Origin of the sequence: Trichococcus collinsii (genome assembly GCF_900107505.1) — a bacterium.
GTDB lineage: Bacteria > Bacillota > Bacilli > Lactobacillales > Aerococcaceae > Trichococcus > Trichococcus collinsii.
This window is the reverse complement of the sequence record NZ_FNQH01000001.1, coordinates 169,100-191,234: the sequence shown is the minus strand read 5'-3', so window position 1 is coordinate 191,234 and position 22,135 is coordinate 169,100. Positions and strand designations below refer to the sequence as shown.

General features: G+C 43.3%; 22 protein-coding genes and 1 tRNA gene. 5 read left to right on the top strand and 18 right to left on the bottom strand.

The features are described from left to right. Positions 1-3: 3 nt before the first annotated feature. The gene (panB, locus tag BLV66_RS00990; protein ID WP_439848965.1) at positions 4-843 is read right to left on the bottom strand and encodes a 3-methyl-2-oxobutanoate hydroxymethyltransferase; all 840 of its coding nucleotides are present in this window, start codon (positions 841-843) and stop codon (positions 4-6) included. A gap of 404 nt (positions 844-1,247) precedes the next feature. On the opposite strand from panB, the gene BLV66_RS15480 reads away from it, so the two are divergent. Further along, entirely contained in the window at positions 1,248-1,385 is a 138-nt protein-coding gene (locus BLV66_RS15480) for a hypothetical protein (protein WP_086985356.1), read from the top strand. A 378-nt stretch (positions 1,386-1,763) separates the two neighbouring features. Beyond that, entirely contained in the window at positions 1,764-1,946 is a 183-nt protein-coding gene (locus tag BLV66_RS00980; protein ID WP_143033073.1) for a hypothetical protein, read from the top strand. A 29-nt stretch (positions 1,947-1,975) separates the two neighbouring features. On the opposite strand, the gene BLV66_RS00975 is transcribed toward BLV66_RS00980, so the two are convergent. Together BLV66_RS00975 and BLV66_RS00970 are read right to left on the bottom strand one after the other, a co-directional pair. After that, positions 1,976-2,197, bottom strand: a complete 222-nt coding sequence (locus BLV66_RS00975) for a hypothetical protein (protein WP_086985358.1) — start codon at positions 2,195-2,197, stop codon at positions 1,976-1,978. A gap of 779 nt (positions 2,198-2,976) precedes the next feature. Then, on the bottom strand, positions 2,977-3,966 hold the full coding sequence (locus BLV66_RS00970) for a hypothetical protein (RefSeq protein ID WP_086985359.1): 990 nt from the start codon (positions 3,964-3,966) through the stop codon (positions 2,977-2,979). Between the two features lie 146 nt (positions 3,967-4,112). Between BLV66_RS00970 and BLV66_RS00965 the strand changes: the two genes are divergently transcribed. Then, positions 4,113-5,024 (top strand): DNA/RNA non-specific endonuclease, encoded by a 912-nt coding sequence (locus tag BLV66_RS00965; RefSeq protein ID WP_176974081.1) that lies wholly within the window; start codon positions 4,113-4,115, stop codon positions 5,022-5,024. A 204-nt stretch (positions 5,025-5,228) separates the two neighbouring features. Here BLV66_RS00965 and BLV66_RS00960 read toward each other — a convergent pair. The 4 genes from BLV66_RS00960 to BLV66_RS00945 form a co-directional block, all read right to left on the bottom strand. Next, a tRNA-Ala gene (locus BLV66_RS00960) sits at positions 5,229-5,301 on the bottom strand. 69 nt (positions 5,302-5,370) lie between these two features. After that, on the bottom strand, positions 5,371-6,153 hold the full coding sequence (locus tag BLV66_RS00955) for a Cof-type HAD-IIB family hydrolase (protein WP_143033072.1): 783 nt from the start codon (positions 6,151-6,153) through the stop codon (positions 5,371-5,373). A gap of 14 nt (positions 6,154-6,167) precedes the next feature. Beyond that, the gene (locus BLV66_RS00950) at positions 6,168-7,949 is read right to left on the bottom strand and encodes an ABC transporter ATP-binding protein (protein ID WP_086985361.1); all 1,782 of its coding nucleotides are present in this window, start codon (positions 7,947-7,949) and stop codon (positions 6,168-6,170) included. Continuing rightward, on the bottom strand, positions 7,946-9,676 hold the full coding sequence (locus BLV66_RS00945) for an ABC transporter ATP-binding protein (protein WP_086985362.1): 1,731 nt from the start codon (positions 9,674-9,676) through the stop codon (positions 7,946-7,948). Before BLV66_RS00945 ends, BLV66_RS00950 begins: the two co-directional genes overlap by 4 nt. 363 nt (positions 9,677-10,039) lie before the next feature. On the opposite strand from BLV66_RS00945, the gene BLV66_RS00935 reads away from it, so the two are divergent. Next, positions 10,040-10,258: a DNA-directed RNA polymerase subunit epsilon gene (locus BLV66_RS00935; RefSeq protein WP_086985364.1), complete on the top strand. Its 219-nt coding sequence runs from the start codon at positions 10,040-10,042 to the stop codon at positions 10,256-10,258. Continuing rightward, positions 10,255-11,931: a ribonuclease J1 gene (rnjA, locus tag BLV66_RS00930; protein WP_086985365.1), complete on the top strand. Its 1,677-nt coding sequence runs from the start codon at positions 10,255-10,257 to the stop codon at positions 11,929-11,931. The genes BLV66_RS00935 and rnjA overlap by 4 nt, the downstream gene beginning before the upstream one ends. 61 nt (positions 11,932-11,992) lie before the next feature. Here rnjA and BLV66_RS00925 read toward each other — a convergent pair whose 3' ends face one another. The 11 genes from BLV66_RS00925 to alaS form a co-directional block, all read right to left on the bottom strand. Next, a complete protein-coding gene (locus BLV66_RS00925) occupies positions 11,993-12,301 on the bottom strand; it encodes a HesB/YadR/YfhF family protein (RefSeq protein ID WP_086985366.1) in 309 nt (102 codons plus the stop codon). A gap of 98 nt (positions 12,302-12,399) precedes the next feature. Beyond that, positions 12,400-13,032 (bottom strand): response regulator transcription factor, encoded by a 633-nt coding sequence (locus BLV66_RS00920; RefSeq protein WP_086985367.1) that lies wholly within the window; start codon positions 13,030-13,032, stop codon positions 12,400-12,402. Positions 13,033-13,077: 45 nt separating this feature from the next. Then, complete coding sequence (locus BLV66_RS00915) at positions 13,078-14,148, bottom strand: sensor histidine kinase (protein WP_086985368.1); 1,071 nt, start codon at positions 14,146-14,148, stop codon at positions 13,078-13,080. Further along, entirely contained in the window at positions 14,145-14,879 is a 735-nt protein-coding gene (gene liaF, locus BLV66_RS00910) for a cell wall-active antibiotics response protein LiaF (RefSeq protein ID WP_086985369.1), read from the bottom strand. The genes BLV66_RS00915 and liaF overlap by 4 nt, the downstream gene beginning before the upstream one ends. 286 nt (positions 14,880-15,165) lie before the next feature. Next, positions 15,166-15,645, bottom strand: a complete 480-nt coding sequence (gene greA, locus BLV66_RS00905; protein ID WP_086628273.1) for a transcription elongation factor GreA — start codon at positions 15,643-15,645, stop codon at positions 15,166-15,168. A gap of 251 nt (positions 15,646-15,896) precedes the next feature. Further along, positions 15,897-16,526 (bottom strand): uridine kinase, encoded by a 630-nt coding sequence (gene udk / locus BLV66_RS00900; RefSeq protein WP_086985370.1) that lies wholly within the window; start codon positions 16,524-16,526, stop codon positions 15,897-15,899. A 41-nt stretch (positions 16,527-16,567) separates the two neighbouring features. After that, entirely contained in the window at positions 16,568-17,740 is a 1,173-nt protein-coding gene (gene mltG / locus BLV66_RS00895; protein ID WP_086985371.1) for an endolytic transglycosylase MltG, read from the bottom strand. A 275-nt stretch (positions 17,741-18,015) separates the two neighbouring features. Continuing rightward, positions 18,016-18,348 (bottom strand): DUF1292 domain-containing protein, encoded by a 333-nt coding sequence (locus BLV66_RS00890; protein ID WP_086985372.1) that lies wholly within the window; start codon positions 18,346-18,348, stop codon positions 18,016-18,018. Between the two features lie 85 nt (positions 18,349-18,433). Then, on the bottom strand, positions 18,434-18,850 hold the full coding sequence (gene ruvX, locus BLV66_RS00885) for a Holliday junction resolvase RuvX (protein ID WP_086985373.1): 417 nt from the start codon (positions 18,848-18,850) through the stop codon (positions 18,434-18,436). Beyond that, the gene (locus tag BLV66_RS00880; RefSeq protein WP_086941762.1) at positions 18,847-19,116 is read right to left on the bottom strand and encodes an IreB family regulatory phosphoprotein; all 270 of its coding nucleotides are present in this window, start codon (positions 19,114-19,116) and stop codon (positions 18,847-18,849) included. Before BLV66_RS00880 ends, ruvX begins: the two co-directional genes overlap by 4 nt. Before the next feature lie 211 nt (positions 19,117-19,327). Beyond that, positions 19,328-21,979 (bottom strand): alanine--tRNA ligase, encoded by a 2,652-nt coding sequence (gene alaS, locus BLV66_RS00875; RefSeq protein WP_086985374.1) that lies wholly within the window; start codon positions 21,977-21,979, stop codon positions 19,328-19,330. Between the last annotated feature and the right edge of the window lie 156 nt (positions 21,980-22,135).

Below are 22,135 nucleotides of genomic sequence, written 5' to 3'. Positions count from 1 at the left end.
CCTCTAATATAATTTTTCGATGACCGCATCGGACAGCGCAAAGGTGTGCTCCGCTGCCGGAAACGCGCCGCTTTTCACTTCGGATATGTAGCCTTCGATCGCTGTTTGCATCTGCGGACCGATTTCTGCATAGCGCTTGACGAATTTTGGTGTGAAATCGGAATAGAGCCCCAGCATGTCCTGATAGACCAACACTTGGCCATCGCAGCCGTTTCCCGCACCGATGCCGATTGTCGGAATCGAGATGCTTTTAGTGATCAAATCGGCCAGTTTGGCTGGAATGCATTCCAGCACCACCGCAAAGGCTCCTGCCGCTTCGACAGCCTTCGCTTGCTCAATCAGGCTGCGCGCCGCTTCTTCATCTTTCCCTTGGACTTTAAATCCACCGAAAGCATTGACGGATTGCGGCGTCAGGCCGAGATGTGCCATGACCGGTATGGAGGCTTCCACAATCGCCTTAATCTGCGGGCAGACTTCAAGGCCGCCTTCCAGTTTGACTGCTTGCGCCCGGCCTTCCTTGATCAGCCTGCCGGCATTGGATACCGCATCATAGACGGAGGTCTGATAGGACATGAACGGCAGATCGCTTACGACCAACGCATCCTTTACCCCTCTGGCGACAGCTTTCGTGTGGTGGATCATATCCTCCATCGTTACCGATAAGGTGTCTTCATACCCTAGCATCACCATACCCAGCGAATCACCCACGAGTACTGAGTCGATCCCTGCAGCATCAATCAGCTTGGCAGTGGAATAGTCGTAAGCAGTCAGCATCGTCAGCCGCTTATTTTTCTGCTTGGCATTGCGGAAAGTCAAAACCGATTTCTTCACCCGAATTCTCATCCTCTCTTTATCCAATATAATATATTATTCACACATTACGTTCTGCGGGGAATAATGTCAACTACTTTTTGAAAATGGAAGCCCTACCAAAATCAATTGCTGTCATGACAGCTGGATATTCCAATAAAAATGAAGTGGAAATAAACGTAGAAATAGACTTAGACACATAAAATAACCTTTAGAGCGTCGAATGAATACCGTCCTGTCAACGTTTCTAAAGGTTTATTTTGTAATTTTATGGAGACGATGGGTTTACTATCTCCTTAAACAATAAGCAACATTGAACTACCCCCACCTACGCTATCGCTTAGAGGTGGGAGTCTTTTGGCAGAAAATGATAAAATACGGTATAATATATTTGTTGAAGAGATTCTCTTTAAGGACAAGAAAAGTAGGTGAACAAAGTGGGAAAATATCAATTGGATTATAAAGGTCTGGCATCTGTGACAAAGTTTCATGAAAAACAGACACCTGCCAAATTTGATAAAAAGCAGCAACTTGAAAAAATACGTGCGGAATATTTGAAAAAGAAGCAAAAATAAACAGATGAACTACATCGTCACTGAAGTACCGATCTTCTAGGGACACCCATAACTTGTCTAGCGAGCGTTTTAGCTCCAAGACAGCGGTTTAGGCTAATTTTACCAAGGCTTGTCCCAAGCTAATCGAGAGAATATTTTTTGCGGCGTTTACGTCGCTTTTGGTGAAAAGCACCTTAACTTTATGCTCTGGCATGCTAACGTTTACCGTGCTTACTTTTCTTCTCTCTCATTTTTTGATATCGGATAAAACATCCAATCTGCACAAAGATATGCGCAAACGAAAAAAGCACCTATTCTCCTCGCAAAGAAGAATAGGTGCTTTTTTCTATTGATGGACCTCTTGAATATGCATCTGCGCCGCGCACTAAAGGTAATGCAGTGAGTAACAACAAACCTTCCGCTTATTTTTCCGTACCAGATGTCGATTTTAAACAAAACATCCGCCACCCGTTGTCGAAGCGTTTGAGAAAGAAGGACAACAGTTTTTTTGCCTACTTCTACAATATAAGGATGCCATTGATGCTGCATCCTTTTATTTTGCACACAAAAGTGAGTATCTAATTTTAAAAATTAGACACTCATTTTTGTTATTAAATTTGAAAGACGCCGTCATTCGCGATTATCTCTTTCGCGCGCTCCTCGGTTATTTCCTCGAAATCTGTGAAGTCATTCATGATGATTTCTTCGTACCAATAATCGGATGCTTCCCAAGCTTTGCTCTCCGGGACATACTTAAACATCCAGTCGCCGTAGTTCAAAAGGAAATTTTTTCGATTCGCTCTCGTCGTTATGTAATATTTTGTCTTTCTCATTATTTAACCTCTTCCTTGTATTGTCGCCTGATGGTCGACTTAAGCCCTGCCTTTTTCAAACCAAAGTCCCGGCCCCAATATGGCAGCAATTTCCATTTCTCCTATTTCGTACAATTTTCGAACGATGATTGTTGTTTTGGCCCATCGCTCCAGACCGTCCTACATGCTTTGCAAGATATCCGTGTAGTTGATGGAATCGATTTCCCAAACCAGTTTTTCTATCTGATCTTTGTTTTTTGGATGCTTTATTCACATTCTCCTAACTATTTTGATTCATCTGAGCTAACCTCTTTAAGTTAATTATACACCAGTTTTTATTCAAAATGAGCATTGCTAAACATGTCCAGCGATGTAACTCTGAATATTTATGCTCATGTAACCGAAAAAGCAAAAGGCGAAAACAGCTGATAAATTTGCCGCATACGTGAATTTTTAGCATTACATGGTCAAAAAAACAGACCTTAGAAACATACAGAAATGTCTCTGTATCAACGCTTCTAAGGTCTGTTAATTTAATATGATGGAGACGATGGGTATATCATCTCATTAAATAATAAGCCCCGATAAATAGTAAAATTCAAGCATACCGCTGATAAATCAAGTTATTACATAGATAGGTAATCATAGACTTTAAGTACAAGTCGTTATGATTGTCGTTACGTTGCTAAGGACTTAATCATATAAAAAGAATGGCTTTCGCCATTCTTTTTTATTTATAGTAACCTAAAATCCTCATGGGCTAATTTTTATGAATTCATAGTATGCTTAAAATTAGCAAACTAATCTTCCCATCCACATAACGTATATGATTGGGCTTGAGCTGCAGATAATGTCATGCTAACGATCGAATTAGCATTATTCAATCCGCGGCATGAGGAATCAAAATGATATTTAGTCCCTGAACCCGGAGCGATATAAACTGTCTGTCCAACAGGCTGAACAGCTGCTTGTGCTGCGGCTGCTTGCTCCGAGGCAATTCTATCAGCTTCAGCTTGTGCTGCGGCTGCTTGTTCGGCAGCAATTCTATCGGCCTCAGCTTGAGCTGCAGCTGCTTGTTCGGCGGCAATTCTATCAGCCTCAGCTTGAGCTGCAGCTGCTTGTTCGGCAGCCTCTTTCTCTACCACAACCCCCTCTACGTTAGATAAACGGTTCGTAAAAGTAGAATTTGGAATAACCAAAACTGCTAAAGTTGATTTTGCGTTTTCATAATTTTCTCTAGTTTGGGCTGCTTCTGCTGATGCAATTGCAACTTCCGCTAATTTTAGGTTCTCTTCTTCTAGAATGACTCTCTCTTCAACAGCTTTTAATTTATCTGTCAGTTCTTGAGATGGTTTGTCTAGTTTGTCCACAATACTTGCTGCTTTAGTAAAATTAACACGTGATGGATTTTTTTCTACTAATGAAATAGCAGCCGTAGCATTTTTCAATAATTTTTCTTGTTCAGATTTTACCTTTGCCTTTTCTTCCGCTGCAAGTTCTTTCTTTGTCTTTTCTTTTGTAGAGGATGATTCTACTTGAGATTGTTTTACTGTTGTTTCATTAGCTGAGTTTTCTCCTCCAGAACACCCTGTTAATGCAAAACAGCCGAATAATCCAATTACTGCCCCAAGTATAGCAAGTTTCATTTTTTTCGGATTCGGAGTTTTCTTTAAGAAATACCAAATTCCATATCCGCCTAGTACGAGAACTATAGGTGAGATAATGGGAAATATGGCAATCGTAAAAATTGAAGCAACTAATACGCCAAGTACATTAACAATCTTTTTCATTTTTATCACTCCTTCAGTTTATAACAAATATATTAAATTGTTATAATCTCATTTTAATATTAATTAATATTAATAGCAATTGTACTAAGGAAAATATTTCACAATGATGTTAATATATAAATAGTATGTTAAAGGAGGACAAGTTAATGTCAAAAAAAGGTGGGGATAACCCATTTTTCGGTATGCTAGGGCTTTTACTTGTGCCCGCCATTGTTTTTTGTGTGGTAATTAGCAACGATTCATTAAATAACACGGTAGAGAATACGACAAAAGAAACACAAGTTATAGTTGAGACAGAATCTAAATCACGCGAGCTTATTTCAACGGAATCAATTAGTTCGACAGATTCGGAAATATTATTTGAATCGATAAAAGAAATAGAATCGAAAACTTCAATAGAACTGGATAATCCGGATTTCACCCAAGTGGAATCAATAGATCCCTCACTTGAAACACCAATTGAAATTCCAATCGAAACTCCAATTGAACAAGTAAATTCTGCCATCTTAACGGCAGTAGACGTTCCAACATACACTGGGGCAGATGAAGTAATACTGAATGGTGGAAATAGTACCTTTACAGCAGCAGAGTTAAAGTATGACGGTGTAGGATGGGCGGTGTATGGAAATTTAGATGATTGGAATCGTGTGACGACTATGGATGCTATGGTAACACCTAACATGTATGACACCGGTACAGATGCAGACAGCCGTATATTGCCAACTGGATGGAAAAAAAGCGAGCAGAACGCAGGCAATCCGGAACAACTTAATAGAGGTCATCTGTTAGCGGATGTACTGGGTGGCAGTGGAGAAGACTGGCGTAATCTGGTCACTCTATACCGCAATGCTAATTATCCAACTATGTATTTCGCTGCAGAAGATATTGTGAAGGAAGCTATTCAACATGGCTCAGTTGTTCGCTATCGCGTAACACCAATATTTATTGGAGAGGAATTAATGTGTGAAGGCATGCATATTATGGCGAAAAGTGTAACGGATAATTCTGTTGACCTGAATGTGTATGTATTCAATCAACCCAAGGATGGTGTAAATTAATAACTTAAAAATATCAGTTGATAATTTAATCAACATAGATTGAAATAAAACCAACGCAGGCGTCGAAAATTTGACGCCTGCGTTGGTTTTGATTGCGTATTTATCAATTTGGTGCTTTTCTGAGTGGAAACAAAAAAATAACCTCAAGAACGTCGAAGGAACACCATCCTGTCAACGTTTCTAAAGGTTAATCTTGTAATTTGATGGAGACGATGGGGCTCGAACCCACGACCTCTTGACTGCCAGTCAAGCACTCTCCCAACTGAGCTACGCCCCCGAAATAACAGGGTATCAACGACGTTCGGCAAAAACGCCTTATGAATGATATGATACCCTATTTTCACTTCTATAACAAGCCTAATTTTTCAAGTGCGTAGGCAATTCCGCCTGAATTACAATCTTTCGTGACAAATTTGGCGACATCCTTGACGGGATCAACCGCATTTCCCATTGCGACCCCATAGCCGACGCTGGAAATGAGTTCATAATCGTTGTTTCCGTCACCAAAAGCTATTGTATCTTCATGCGCAAAGCCCAGATGCTTCGCCATCCACAGGGCAGTCTGTGCTTTTGATCCCGGATTCGGCAACACATCTACACCTGCATCGTGCCAGCGCACAAAACGGAATTCCGGGAAAGCGCCGTCTTCATAGATTGCTTTCTCTTCATCTTTGTAGAACAAAAGTGCTTGATAAAGAGGATTGTTCAGATAAAAAGACTCATCATGGTCAGGGACTTCGAACTCAATGCTGCGCATCGCTTCGCTTGCGTTGTTCTCAATCGATTCATGACGACGAGCCAAAGCATGCGCTGATTCGTAGACCATCTGATGGCCATTCTCATCGGAAATCTGCAGCAATTTTTCGAATGCATCCAGATCCAATTTGTTTTCATACTTGAGTTCATGCTTGAAATACCCTGCAGCTCCGTTGCAGACGATGTAGTTGTCTAATTGGAACGTATCGATGACCTCTTGGGCCAGAAATAGATTCCGCCCCGTTGCGATCGCGATTTCGTGCCCATTCTTCTGCAGTTGGCGCAAAGCTTGTAGAGTGCTCTCAAGTGGCATCTTTTCATCGTTCAGCAATGTTCCGTCGATATCAAAGAAAATGAATTTTTTGTTTTCCAAATTTTTTGCTCCTCTTATTCTGCCTCATTTTTAAATTGACTCGTATACAAATCGTAATAAAATCCTTTTCTTTCCAATAACTCTGCGTGTTTGCCATGTTCGATTATTTCGCCTTGATCCATGACGAGAATCAAATCGGCGTCGCGGATGGTGGAAAGTCGGTGCGCGATCACAAAACTGGTCCTGCCTTGCATGATGCGTTTCATCGCTTTTTGGATCAAAGCTTCCAGTCTAGTATCTACGGAACTTGTCGCTTCGTCAAGTATTAAGATTTTAGGATCCGCGATGAAGGCGCGGGCGATCGTCAACAGTTGCTTTTGCCCCAAGGAAATATTGGAAGCTTCCTGGTTTATGACCGTATCGTAGCCTGCACCCAAAGTCTGGATGAAGTGATGGACATTGGCTGTGGTCGCCGCATCCACTACCTCTTCGAAGGTCGCATCCAATTTTCCGAAGCGGATATTCCCTGTGATTGTGTCCTTATAAAGCCATGCGTCCTGCAAAACCATCCCGAATTGGGAGCGCAAGTCAGCACGGGTCAGGTCTTTCGTATCATAACCATCTATTTTGATGGCGCCCGAATCCACCTCATAGAAGCGCATCAAAAGATTGATTATCGTAGTCTTGCCGGCGCCGGTCGGACCGACGATCGCCACTGTTTCGCCGCTTTTTACGTCGATGTTGAAATTTTTGATTAGCGGATCTGCTTTGTCATAGCTGAAGGATACATTTTCAAAAGTGACATCACCGCGGATTTCTCTCGGCAAACTCATTTTCACTTCTGTTTGCACCTCTTCTTCTTGATCAAGGAAATCGAAGACACGTTGTATGGAAGAAGCAGCCGATTGGATGATGGCAGATAATTGTGTGATAGTCGATATCGGCTGGTTCACTTGCCAGACGTACTGCACCATAGCCTGCACATTACCGATTGTCATCGCTCCAACCATCGCTTGCAGAATCCCGAGCACGGCGATGATGATATAGGAAGCATTGGTGACGAGCGCCACAGCCGGGGACAGCAGGCCGGAAATGAAGGCCGCCTTAAAGCCATTCTTTTTCAGGGATTCATTAATGGAATGGAACTCCTCGAAAGCATCCCCTTCTTTGCCGTACAGCTTGATGATTGAGAAGCCGGTCAGCGATTCCTGGACAAAACCATTCAGTTGCCCGAGATATTTCGCTTGTCCACGGAAATACGGCTGCGACAGCTGCGTGATCTTTTTGGAAAGGATGCTAGCCAACGGAATTAGCACGACCATGGTGAGAGCCAGCTTCCAACTGATAGCGAACATCATGATGAGCGCAAATGTAATCCCCAAAACGGCATTCAGCACCTGTAGCAAGGACTGCTGCAGCGCATTGCCGATGGAATCGACATCGTTCGTCACTTTGCTCAATATGTCCCCGAATTGGTTGCGGTCAAAGTAAGCAATCGGCAGCTGGTTCAGTTTATCACTCAGATCCTTGCGCAAATCACGCATGGCATCCTGAACGACATCCGTCATGAATAATTGAGAATAGAGATTCGTAGCTTGGTAAAGCAGTGCCCGAACAAAATAGATGATCAGTACTTTCGACAAATAATCGTAATTGATGCCGGCACCTTCCACGCCTTTCAACATATCCGATACATTTTTGCCTATTTCGGTAATGGCAAATCCGATGATGAAAGGTTCCAATACGTTCAGTATCGTCATCGCTATGGTCAACAAGATGGATCCGAAGAACTTCATTTTGTAAAATTTGAGGTAGTCCCATACACGGAGCAACGTTTTTTTGTCCACTTTTTTCATGAAAGTTCCTCCTTGCTCATTTGCGAGGATGCAATATCATAATAGATTTCACAATTCTGCAACAGGTCTTTATGGGTGCCCTGACCGACGACCTCACCTTCATTCATTACAATGATCTTGTCTGCATGCATGATCGTGCTGACGCGTTGGGCCACAATAATGACTGTCGCTTTTCCGGTCTCTTTTTTGAGCCGCGCGCGCAAGGTCGCATCCGTTTTGTAATCCAAAGCCGAGAAACTGTCATCGAAGATATAAAGATCCGGTTTGCGGACGATCGCCCGGGCAATGGATAAGCGTTGCTTTTGCCCTCCGGAAAGATTGCTTCCACCTTCCGCCAAATGTTCATCGAAACGTTTTGGTTTGCGCGCTATAAATTCCTTGGCTTGGGAAATATCGGAGGCTTCTTCGATTTCTTTTTTTGAGGCATCCCATTTCCCGTAACGAAGATTTTCGGATATCGTTCCGGTGAAAAGCAAGGCTTTCTGCGGAATAAAGCCGATTTTTTTGCGCAAAGCTTTCAGATTATAATCGCGCACATCATGCCCATCGAGCAGGATGCGCCCTTTTGTGACATCATAAAAACGCGGAATCAACTGGATTAACGTCGATTTTCCGCTCCCTGTGCTGCCGATGAAAGCGATCGTTTGCCCTGGTTCAGCCGAAAAAGAAATATCCTTGATCACCGGGGTGTCGGTGTTCCCAGGATAGGCAAAACTGACTGCTTCAAAACTAAGATAACCATGCGTTAGGGTTTCCGTGATCCCCTCTTCATTCGGGAAAATGCTGCTGGTAGTGTCCAACACTTCCTGGATCCGCTTCGCGGAAACCGAGGCTCGTGGGTACATCATGAAGACGACTGCAAAATTCAGAAACGAAAACAAAGCATGAAAACTATATTCGATGAAAGCTGTCATGTCCCCCAGCTGAAGGCTGCCTCCCTCAATCTGCTCGGAACCAAACCACATAATGGCGATGATAATCAGATTGATGACATGCGAAAATACTGGCTGATTCCAGGCCATCAGGCGGAATAGCTTTTTTGAAACCACGCTATAGGCGTTGTTGACTCCCTCAAAACGTTCAGCTTGGAAAGCTTCCTGGACAAAGGCTCGGATGACACGCATACCGGAAAGCGATTCCCTTAAATTCCCGTTGATGTCATCAAGATTTTGCTGCTGCGCCTCAGATAACGGCTGTGATTTTTTGCCGATCACAATGATCATCACAAGCAATGCCGGAAAAGCCGGCAATAAGATAATCGATAAGTCCGGACTCGTGCGCGCTATCATAAATGCGCTGGCAAACATCATAATGAAGGTCATCAACCCCATACGCAGTAACATCTGGGCGAATTGCATCAGAATGAAGGCATCATTGGTGACACGCGTCACCAATGATGAAACGCCAATGCGATCATATTCTTCATGGGAAAAAGTCTGGATATTTTGGTACATATCATTGCGCATATCCGCTACCATGTTGGTAGTGATTCTGCCGGTTGCATAGGCGACAATGATTCTGCCCACAAAACCGATCAAGGCCAAGCCGACCATAACCGCAGTCGTGCTCAAAATATTCCCTTTTCCGCCACCTGCAACCGTCTCGTTGATCAAGCCTGCAAGCATCGTGGGCAATCCCAATTCCACAAGCACAAAGCCAAAAGCTCCCAACACATTTAATAAAAATAATTTGTTATATCGACTGATATAACGCCAAATTAAAGACATTTCGATACACCTACCTTAATAAAAACGATTCTTCAGAGTTCTTCAGGACAAAAAAATTCTTTTTTTTCTGTCCAGCCATCCAAACCCTCTTTATCCAGTCTAGCCAATTACTGTGTTTAAGTCTACAAAAATATTGATTGCTTTCGTTAAAAAAAACAAAAGAGAATTGCCTTACTATTGGAAAGGCTTGCACCTCCGCAAAAATGATTTTGCCAGTCATTTCTATACTAACTGCCTTAATTGTGGTAAACTTACAGTACCGATTGTATGAAAAAATACAACTATTGACCAAGTTAACAAACTAAGATTGTAATTTTTAAGTACAGTACTATCAAAAACAATAAGAAAAATGGAGTGAACTATATGATATTTAAAGTAACATACCAACCAGCAAAATTTGATGCACCAACCAGAGAGAACACGGAATCTCTTTATGTGGAGGCATCCGACCTTGTAATAGCCAGAAGATTAGTTGAACAAAATACCCCCTACAACATTGAATTCATTCAACCTTTGGAAGGCAGCCATTTAGAATACGAACAAAAAGATCCTAATTTTAAAATCACGGAGTTCAATGTATGAAACCTAATATAAAAAACAATGAAGTCGGTGTATTTGCCCTCGGGGGTTTAGGGGAAATCGGCAAAAATATGTATGGCATACAATTCCAGGATGAAATCATCATTCTTGATTCTGGGATCATGTTCCCAGAAGATGACTTACTTGGTATTGATTATGTGATACCCGACTACAGTTACTTAGTTCAAAATCAATCCAAAATTAAAGGATTGTTCATTTCTCACGGACATGAAGATCACATTGGTGGTGTCCCGTTTCTTTTGAAAGAATTGAATGTCCCTATCTACGCAGGAAAACTGGCGCTCGCCATGATCCGCAATAAACTGGATGAGCACGGCTTGCTCAGAGATGCTATCCTGTACGAAATCAATGAAGATTCAATCATTAAATTCCGCAAAACCAGCATCAGCTTCTTCGGAACAACGCACAGCATACCGGACACTATGGGGATCGTGGTCAAGACCCCTCCTGGTAACATTGTGTTTACAGGAGATTTCAAGTTCGATTTCACTCCTGCAAACGGAAAACCGGCAAACATCCATAAGATGGCTAAAATCGGTGAAGAAGGCGTACTTTTACTTTTAAGCGACAGCACAAATGCGGAAACACCGACATTTACGCAATCTGAGCAAATTGTTGGTCAATCCCTTAAAAACATTATTCAAAAAGTTTCGGGAAGAATCATCTTTGCTTCCTTTTCGTCCAATATCTACAGATTGCAACAAGTCACTGAAGTCGCGCTCGAAACGGGCCGAAAAATCGCTATATTTGGCCGCAGCATGGAGACGAACTTCCGTACGGCTAGAGAATTAGGTTTCATCGTGGCACCGGATGATCTGTTCATCGACACGCGTGAATTGAACAGCCTCCCCGCGGATAAGGTTTTAATTATGTGTACGGGATCGCAAGGCGAACCGATGGCTGCATTAAGCCGGATTGCTAACGGCACACACAGACAGATTTCCATCCAACCGGGCGATACAGTCATTTTTTCAAGTTCACCGATTCCGGGCAACACAACCAGTGTCAATCGCGTCATCAACCTGCTTTTGGAAGCTGGAGCAGCCGTTGTTCACGGTAAAGTAAACAACGTCCACACTTCCGGACATGGTGGGCAACAAGAACAGAAATTGATGTTAACCCTGATGAAACCAAAATACTTCATGCCTGTCCACGGAGAGTACCGCATGCTGAAGATTCATACAGAATTAGCAGAAGCCGTCGGCATTCCAACCGAGAATTGCTTCATATCCGATAATGGGGAAATCCTTGCTCTGACGGCTGATTCCGCGAGACGCGCCGGCAGCTTTACGGCAACGGACGTCTATGTGGATGGAAAAGGCATCGGCGATATCGGTAACATCGTCTTGCGCGATCGCCGTGTCCTTTCTGAAGATGGCCTTGTAGTCGTGGTATTGACCGCCGATTTCCGCAACAAAGATTTATTGGCGGGACCGGACATCCTTTCCCGAGGATTCATCTATATGCGTGAATCAGGCGATTTGATCCATGAAGCACAAGCAATCGTCCGCCAGGATGTCCTTTCTTTGTTGAAGGGCCCTGATGCTGTAACCGAGAAGAAATTGAAGGATACGGTTACGAACGCCATTCAGCCTTACCTGTATGAAAAAACGGAGCGTCGTCCTATGATTGTTCCTGTCATCATGAGCGTCTGAACCTGAAAATCTGAACTGAACACAAAAAGAGGGCCTGGATCAAAATCCAGCACCCTCTTTTTTATTTGTCCTCTTTATTTTGTGCGATGAAGTTATACTCCGGTTCGCGTTGTTTTTCATCGAAGCCGACATGCAGGTCATAGCCATTAAAGAACCAATCATCCGCATCCTCTACATAATATAAAATGCCATTGTACTCGACTTTTCCTATCGGAGATACTGGCTCATCCACATCAAGCCCAACCGAGAACCCTTCATGTATTTGGCTACTGCCATACACTTTCCCAAGGAAGCGAACCCCTTTTTTGCCTGAAATGCCCATTTCCTGTTCGAACCACTTTTGTGCGCGTTCACTGATCTCTATTTTCATCTAGTCGCTGATTGGATAATCAGCCTGCCCCCCTTACTACTCTCTATCATATTCATCTTATCATAATGAAGCATCATTTTATAACACTTTGCTCAAAGTCATTGGATCAGATGATGCTTGAATGCATAGATCGTAGCCTGGGTTCTGTCATCCACTTCTAATTTTGTCAAAATGTTGGATACGTGTGTTTTGACTGTCTTCAGTGTGATGAACAGTTGGTCGGCAATGTCCTGATTGGAGTAACCTTGCGCGATGAGAAGCAATACTTCCCGCTCTCTGGCAGTCAACTCTTCATGCAACGGCCGGATATTTCTTTTCGAGAAGCGCTCCAGCATTTTATCAGTCACTTCTGGCTCCAGGACTGACTCGCCGTGGTAAGTGGAACGAATTGCGTCCGCAATTTCATGCGCTGAAGAAGTTTTCAGCATATAACTGGAAGCCCCAGCTTCCAATGCCGGATAGACTTTCTCGTCATCGATGAAACTGGTGACGATGATAATTTTTGCTTTGGGCCATTCGTTCAGTATCGCTTTTGTCGAGGCAATGCCATCCATGACTTCCATGACCAGATCCATCAAAATGATGTCTGGGCGCAAATCCAATGCCATTTCATAGCCAATCAAGCCGTTTTCCGCTTCCCCTATTACTTCAATGTCATCTTGGATGGATAAATAGGCTGAATATCCCAGCCTCACCATCTCGTGATCGTCGATAATCAATACACGTATCAATCTGAACCCTCCTTATGAAACTTTTTTCTCAGAAATTTTTTCAGCCTATTCAGCACTTACGTCATTTGTATTCACATTCGTATTGGGGATACGTATTTCAATCACGGTCCCTTTTTTGGGAAAACTGATGATTTTACAGCTCCCACCCATCCCCTGCACGCGCTCCTTTATGTTCATCAGGCCATAGCTGCCGGATTTTTCGATCGAAGTATCGAAGCCGACGCCATCGTCATAAACACGAAGACTGATTTCTTGCAAGGTTTGTTTCAGATATACTTCCAGATTGCTTGCCTTTGCATGCCTCAGGGTGTTCGAAAGCAACTCCTGCACAATACGGAAAAAATGATCTTCGATGCCGCTCATCGTGTGGACATCATCGATTTCCCATTTAATCGCAATTTGGACTTTCGACTTCAATTCCACCAGCAACTGTTCGATCCCTTTTTTCAGGGATTTCCCTTCAAGTTTAGTTGGACGAAGATGAAGGAGCAACGCTCTCATCTCCGACTGGGACTCATTGATGATGCCTTCTATGAGGCGCATCTGTTTTTGTATTTTTTCTGGAAAAGCATCGGACCGCTCATTGACCGCCGACAACATCATCATAGCGGCAAAGAGTTGTTGGCTGACGGAATCATGCAGCTCCCTCGCGATGCGATGCCTCTCTTGCTCAAGAATTTCTTCTTTTGTTTCGTTGCCGATCTGCTGAGGATTTGCACTTAAATGCTGCACTTCCCGGGACAGGCTAAGCATCTTTTTTCTGAGCATTTCAATTTCAATATGGATTGCATGGCAATACTGATCCAAAAATAATGATTTATCTTGTTTGTTGTTAAATACCGTATGCTCATAGTTGCCAAGATAAAGCCAATGCAACTTATCCTTAATGCGATTTTCTTGATTTTTTAAATAAAAGTGAGCGATCCAAGTTACAACGATGGCAGCGAACAGCAGCAACACGATGATGTAAAGGAATGCCGGTACATAAAAACGATCCACCTCGAGCAGTTCCTGATAACTTAAATACGGCCTCAAGGCAAATAAAACACCAGCCACGATAAAAGCAAAGACGCCTAGTATCGTGCTGAACAGAATCAAAACCGCGCTTCTCCTCATAGATAGATCACCTCCAAATCACCCAGCAGGCTATTGGAGACGATTTTGATTTTTCGGTTGGCCTCATCGTAGTCCCGGCTATACAATTTGACCGTTTCATTGGTCAAGTCCAGTTCATCTTCGTTGAACATAAGTTGGCCTTTGATGGTGGAATGATGGACGGCTACGCCGATTCCTAAAGGTACGATTACCCTAGTCTTTCCGAACCCTTTGCGGATTAGAATGATATTTTCCTCTTTCGGCAGCAACGTATTTCCTAAATCAATTATCGTGTCACCCATGAATACGGTCAGATTGACATCATCCCATTCATAGACATCCGACCCGAAGCTGGTGTTTCCAATCCATTTCTGGCGCTTTCTGGAACCGTTCCGCTGTTCCGGTTCTTTCGTTTTGACTGTACGGAACGATTTTTCTTCCCAAGGAACGTCCACAAAAGTATCCAGTTTCAACTCAGACCAGATCCCTTTTCCATTGATGACGACGAACAATATGAAAAGAATCAACATTAGCCACACGGAGAAAGTGGATAGTATGCTCATGCCTACCATAAACCATCCGACTAAGCCAAGAATCTGACGACGCTCGCCTTTTCCGGTGCCGAATTTGATGAATATTAGCCCGAATACAAAGACCAACAGCAAATCTGTGTCCTGAACCAATTGGAACAGGACAGCCAACCCCAATAGGCCTTCAATGAGCATAAATAATTTCAAGGCTCCCTTTTTCATCCTTAGCCCCTCCTTCCTCTTCGAGGTTTATACATTTCCGCTGAACGCTGACTTGCAGGCGCTGCAAGCAGGAACGTAAGTATCTGCTTCCATTATAGATTACCCGGACCGCTTTGACAGCGCGCTAAGGGTGGATAGTATGCTAAGACTAAAGTCGTACAGTCCAACTGATTACATGTACTCTGTCATTATACCCGATGAGCCAAAAAGAAACATAAACAAATAGAGGATAGGACAAGAATCATTCCGAATGATTTTTGTCCTATCCTCTTCTTGAATGCTTTTTTTAAGCTTGTTCGATTCTGACGATTTTCACGTTCATATCGCCGCCAGGTGTGCCGATGGCTACTTCTGCTCCGATTTGCTTGCCCAACAAGGCTTTAGCGATCGGAGAATCGTTTGAAATCTTACCTTCAAGCGGATCTGCTTCTGCACTGCCGACAATGGTGTACGTTTCTTCATCGCCATCCGGCAATTCCACGAATGTCACTTTCAGTCCAATCGAAACCACATTGCTATCAACGTTTTGTACTTCAATGATTTCCGCAAAACGGATCATTTTTTCCAATGTTGTGATGCGGCCTTCGACGAAAGCTTGTTCGTCTTTTGCGGATTCATATTCCGAATTTTCGGATAGATCTCCGTAGCTTCTGGCAATCTTGATGCGTTCAACGATTTCTCTTCTTTTATTCACTTTTAAGTCTTCAAGTTCAGCTTCTAATTTGGCTTTACCTTCAGCTGTCATCGGATATGCTTTTTCAATCATAAGAAATATGCCCCTTTTAAGTAATGATTCAATATTCAATATGCAGCACAGGACTGCAGTTCCCTTTTTTTATTGATAGCTGTCCTCGAAAGCCAAATGGATCTGGGACAGGTAGCATGTCATCCAAAGAGAAATAATCATTTCCTGTGGCTCTACATCGTTTATTGGCTGCCTAATTAATAGTGAATTTAAAATACCATTTAATTCCAGTAAAAGCAATTATATTTTTAAAATATTACAGGTATCTATTATTATTCTGCATTTTCAGACAAAATTGAAGCAATTTTGGTAGTCATCAGGTCGATTGCGACTTGATTTTGTCCACCTTCAGGAATTATGATATCCGCAAATTTTTTGGTTGGCTCGATGAATTGCTGATGCATCGGCTTGACCACTGTCAGATATTGGTGGATGACAGAATCAAGCGTCCGACCTCTCGATTCCATGTCGCGTTTGATTCTTCGGATGATACGGATATCATCATCCGTATCCACATAGACTTTGATGTCCATCAGATCGCGAAGGCGTTGATCCTCTAAAATCAGGATTCCCTCAACGATTATGACTTCTTTCGGCTCGCGATGGATCACTTTATCGCTGCGCGTGTGATTGGAGTAGTCGTAAACCGGTTGCTCGACGCTCTCGTATTTTATCAATTTTTTAAGATCTTCGATGAACAGATCCGTATCAAACGCAAACGGATGATCGTAGTTTGTTCTCAGTCGCTCCTCAAACGGCAGATCACTTTGATCTTTGTAATAAAAATCCTGTTCCAACAGCAAAATGGAAACATCGGTAAACTTGTCTAAGATGGCCCGGCTGACACTGGTTTTCCCGCTTCCTGATCCTCCTGTCACCCCAATAACGATAGGTTTTTTCACTGGTGTTTCTTCCTCTCTTCTTGAAACTCGCTTTATTCGTCTTATTCGCTGTCTACGTATTGGCTTTGCAATTGTAAATGTTCTTCATATGTTTCGGAAAAATAAACGATACCGGTTGTTGTATCTGCAACGAAATACAGATAGTTAGAATCCGCTGGTGATAGTGTCGCTTGAATGGACCCTTCACTTGGATTATTGAATGGCCCAGGACCCATACCTGTATTCCTGTAAAGGTTATAAGGCGAATCTATTTCAAGATCCTCGAACGTGACTAATTCCTTGTGCTCATTCAGAGCGTACAAAATACTGATGTCCGATTGTATCGGCATATCGATTTCTAGACGATTAAAGAATACGCCGGCAATGTTCGCACGATCTTCTGGAGTAACACCTTCTTTTTCGACAAGTGAGGCAATTGTTAGGATCTCATGAAGCGTATAGCCTGAAGATGCAATTTGATCTGTATATGGCGTAAGCACTTCATTCGTCTTATTCAACATCTGTAAAATGACTTCATCCAAACTATTTCCGGTAACATAATCATAAGTCGCCGGGTAGAGGTATCCTTCCAAACGATAACGCGTATCGGTGCGTTGGAATGCTTCCGTCAAGATATCAGGATATTGTGCCACTGCGTTCGTCAAGAATTCCGGATCATTCACTTTCGCAAAAAATTCCTCAGCTGTGAAATCCGTCTTCTCTTCGACTTCCGTTGCGATTTCTTCGATCGTATTGCCTTCTCTTACGATGATTTTGTGATCGCTCGATTGCGGCACCGGACTTCCGCCCGCTTGAAGCGTCGCAATGATGTCATCCAAGCTCATGGAAGGCGATAATTCATAAAAGCCTGCTTGGAAATCAGAAACATTTTGCGTCTTGATGTAATAGTTGAAGATGGTCGCGTTTCTGATGACGTTGCCTTCTTCCAAAATTTGTGTAATCCCTTTTGTGGACGTCCCTATTGGAATTTCCACTTCGACGACTTCCGTACTTTCTGGCTCCAATGGCTGAAGTGCGTCTGTTATATATTTGTAGCCGGCAAAGCCAACGATGACTCCTAACAGGATCCCTATCGTTACGATTGCAAAAACAATTTTTCGCACTAGCGACCGTTCTTTTTTGCGTATTTTCATTTTGTCTACGGCTTCTTTCTCCAACGTAGGCCGAATGAGTTTTTGTTGCTCTTGAGGTTCTTGCTGATCATTTTGTGACAAAGACGAGGCCCTCCTTACTTGAGTATATGGCTATTTGTGGACTATTAGCCATTCGACTTCCGTAATTATACACGAAAACCTATATAAATTGAATCTTTTTCGCTATTTGCATAGACATATGGAGCATATTGGACAGTTTTCTCATCATTTTATCAGCGCGGATCTAGTGGGCTGCCAAAAGCTAAAAAAAGCAACGCAGCAACCAAAAAATAAAAGAGGACCTAGACAATATAGTCCCGATCCTCCTTTATTTTCTTTAGAAGTCACTAACACTATTATTGAAGGTCTTCGTCTTCCATAAATGTGTTCAGGACTTCTTCGATCATATCCCACTCTTCATCCGATTCGATAGGCTCCAAATCGCCTTCTCCGCCATCTTCTGTTTCAACATAGGAATAAGCTTGCAATTCGATTTCTTCTCCCTCAGGAGCTCCTGCTGGGTAAACAAGCACGTATGACTTTCCGAAATCGTCTGATTCGAAAGTGAATAAGATTTCGAATAACTCTTCATTTCCGTTCTCATCCACGATTGTGATGTGTTCGTGGTTATCTTCATGGTCATGATCGTGGTCGTGATTGTGATCATGATCGTGATTATGTTCAGTCATGGTATGCACCTCTTTATCTAAGTATTATTTTTATCGTTCAAACAAAGGATATTGTAACGCAAATAGGACAAAAAAACCACTCTCTTTACTGGCTGTCCAAATAATTCTGAAGAAGTATAACAGCAGCAAGTTTGTCGATAACCTTTTTCCGTTTTTTGCGGGAAACATTTCCTTCATTGATCAACATTTTTTCTGCTTGCACAGTGGTAAGTCTTTCATCAACGTAATCGACCGGCAAACCAAACTCTTTTTCAAGCAAATTACCATAAGCGATGGAAGCTTCCGCCCGGAAACCAATGCTGTTGTCCATATTTTTGGGCAAGCCAAGTACAAATTTCTCAACTTCATATTCCTTGACCAATTCGGCAATTCGATCAAGGCCAAATACGCCATTGGCCTCATCGATTTTGACGATTTCGATCCCCTGCGCCGTCCATCCCATCGGATCGCTGATGGCCACTCCTACCGTTTTTGATCCGACATCCAAGCCCATGAGCCTCATTGGATGATTCTGCCTGTTCCAGAAAGATAGCTCTTCACTAATTCCTCCATTATTTCATCACGTTCGTGACGGCGGATCAGGTTTCTGGCATCGTTATGACGCGGGATATAAGCTGGATCGCCAGAAAGCAGGTAGCCCACAATCTGGTTGATAGGGTTGTATCCTTTTTCTTCCAATGCGTCATAAACAAGGGCTAATGTCTCTTGTACATTCTTTTTCAGATTGTCATCAAAATTGAATAACATCGTTTCATCTTTCGAACTCATAGCGACACCCCAGTTTTCTTTAGTATATTTACCATTTTACAAGAAATTACAAAAAACTACAACAAAGAAATGCCACTGCCCTCTGCGGATGGGCGTCGCGACTTGTCCAATTTCCCTCCTGTTGGTATATTCCGCATTTTGTTTCATGCGGATTGGCCCAACAAACAGGGACCGGCATCTTTTTTGAATGCCCGCCCCTGAGAAAGGATGCTTATTTTGTATTTTCCTCGATCCAGACGCCAACATGTTTCAGGGCATCCAGGATGCCTGCTGGATCATTTCCGCCTGCTTGTGCCATATCCGGACGTCCGCCGCCTTTGCCTCCAGCAAATGGAGCAAGCGTCTTGATCAGATCGCCGGCTTTTAAGCCTTGTTCCAATTTCTCTTGGGATACTGCAGCTAGCATATTGACTTTGCCGTCTGTGGCCGAAGCTGCCACGAAGAGATCAGATACAGCTTTTTGACGCCATTGGTCAGCCAATTGACGCAACGCGTTCATATCCTGATTTTTTGTTTCATAGGTGATATATGTGACACCATTGACGGTTTCCACGTTTTCGAAGAGATTTTTGGCTTCAGCATTCATGATTTTTGCTTTCAAAGACTCATTTTCGCCTTGCGTTTCCTTCATTTCTTGTTTGAGTTGATTGATTTTACCGGCTACTTCTTTTGTTTGTTGGGCTTTCATAAGCTGTGCCGCCTCGCTCAATTCAGCTTCTTTTGTGCGGAAATACTGATAAGCTGCTTGGCCGGTCACTGCTTCGATGCGTCGGACACCCGCACCAATTCCGGATTCGGACAAAATCTTGAAGACTCCAATATCCTCTGAATTCTGTACATGAACCCCACCACATAGTTCGATTGAATAGCCACCGACATCGACCACTCGGACTTCTTTGCCATATTTTTCACCAAACAATGCCATAGCGCCCATCTCTTTCGCTTTATCGACGGTTGTTTCGACCGTTACGACAGGCAAAGCTTCCCAAATCTTTTCATTCACTATTTCTTCCATCTGTACCAACTCTTCTGCTGTTACTTGGCCGAAATGAGTGAAGTCAAAACGAAGTTGATTCGGGTTTACCAGCGAACCGGCTTGGTTGGCATGATTCCCCAATACATCCTTCAGTGCTTGGTGCAATAGATGGGTCGCCGTATGGTTCCTTGTGATGCTTCTTCTGCGTGCTTCATCTACGTGCAGGACGTAAGTTTCGTTCGAATGGATTTCCGTCAGGACACGCGCGATGTGCATTGTTTGGCCATTAGGGGCGCGTTTCACGTCTTCAATCTCTGCGACCACTTCACCAGCTTCGGTTTCGATCGTTCCTTTGTCCGCGACTTGTCCACCCATTTCTGCATAGAAAGGTGTTTCGCGGAAAATGATTTGAACGCGGTCATCTGCAGCTGCTTTTTCGACGATTTCGTCATTCGCAACCATCACTGAAAGCTCGGACGAAATTTTTGTTTGTGCATATCCGGAAAACGTACTTGGAACCAGCACTTCAGCCCAGACAGGAGATTGCACAGAGAAGGAGTCTTCCACTTGTCTTGCTGCACGGGCGCGGTTACGTTGCTCCTGCATTTCTTGATTGAACCCTGCTGTATCAACTGTGAAGCCTTTTTCTTCGGCATATTCGCTCGTCAATTCCAACGGGAAGCCGTATGTATCGTATAGTTTGAAGGCATTTTTGCCGTTTACGGCAGTTTCGCCCTTTTCGTTCATCTCTTCAAAGACGCTATTCAGGATGTCCATCCCTTCATGGATCGTTTCCTGGAAACGTTGCTCTTCATTTGTGATGACTTTGATGATGAAATCTTGGTCCGCTTTGACTTCAGGATAATAAGATTCCATGATAGCTGCCACAACCGGAACCAATTCGTTCAGGAACAGTTTTTCGATGCCCAATTTTTGCCCGTGCATGACAGAGCGGCGGATTAAACGACGCAATATGTAGCCGCGGCCTTCATTGGATGGCAAGGCACGGTCCCCGATTGCAAAGCTGACGGCGCGGACGTGATCAGCGATGACTTTGAAGGAGATATCCAATGTTTTGTTTTCGCCGTACTTCTTGCCGTCGCTCAGCGTCTCGATTTTTTCGATGATCGGCATGAACAGATCCGTTTCGAAGTTGGTCGGTGTGTTTTGGACTACGCTTGTGACCCGTTCCAGACCCATTCCCGTATCGACGTTCTTGTGCGGTAGCGGCTCATAGGTGCCGTCCGGCTTGTGGTTGAATTCGGAAAAAACAAGGTTCCAGATTTCAAGGTAGCGTTCATTTTCCCCGCCGGGATACATTTCAGGGTCTCCGTCAGGCAAATCTTGGAAGGACGGTCCGCGGTCATAGAAAATTTCAGTATCCGGTCCGCATGGTCCTGCCCCGATATCCCAAAAATTGTCCGCGATCGGAACGATGTGATCTTCCGGCAAGCCGACTTTTTCCTGCCAAATGCGCTTTGTGTCCGTGTCTTCCGGATAATAGGTGACGTAAAGCAGCTCCGGATCAAATGCCAACCATTTTTCATCAGTCAAGAATTCCCAAGCCCAAGGGATTGCGTCTTCTTTAAAGTAGTCTCCTATAGAAAAATTCCCCAACATTTCGAATAATGTGTGGTGTCTTGCCGTCACGCCAACATTTTCGATATCGTTTGTGCGGATACTTTTTTGAGCATTGGTGATGCGCGGATTTTCAGGAATCAACGTGCCGTCAAAATATTTTTTCAATGTTGCGACGCCTGAGTTGATCCATAATAACGTCGGATCGTTGACTGGTATCAGTGAAGCGCTCGGCTCCACTTTTGACCCTTTCGTTGCCCAAAAATCAAGATACATTTGACGGATGTCACTGCTTTTCAGATTCTTCATTATTACCTTCCTTTTCTCTTCATTTATTTTTGGAGTGGATAAAATAAAAAACACCCCACTGCATACAAGGACGAATGACGCGGTACCACCTTGTTTGCAATGAAATGTTTTGATCATTCATTACCTCTCAGATCCGTTAACGCTGGAAGCGATAGT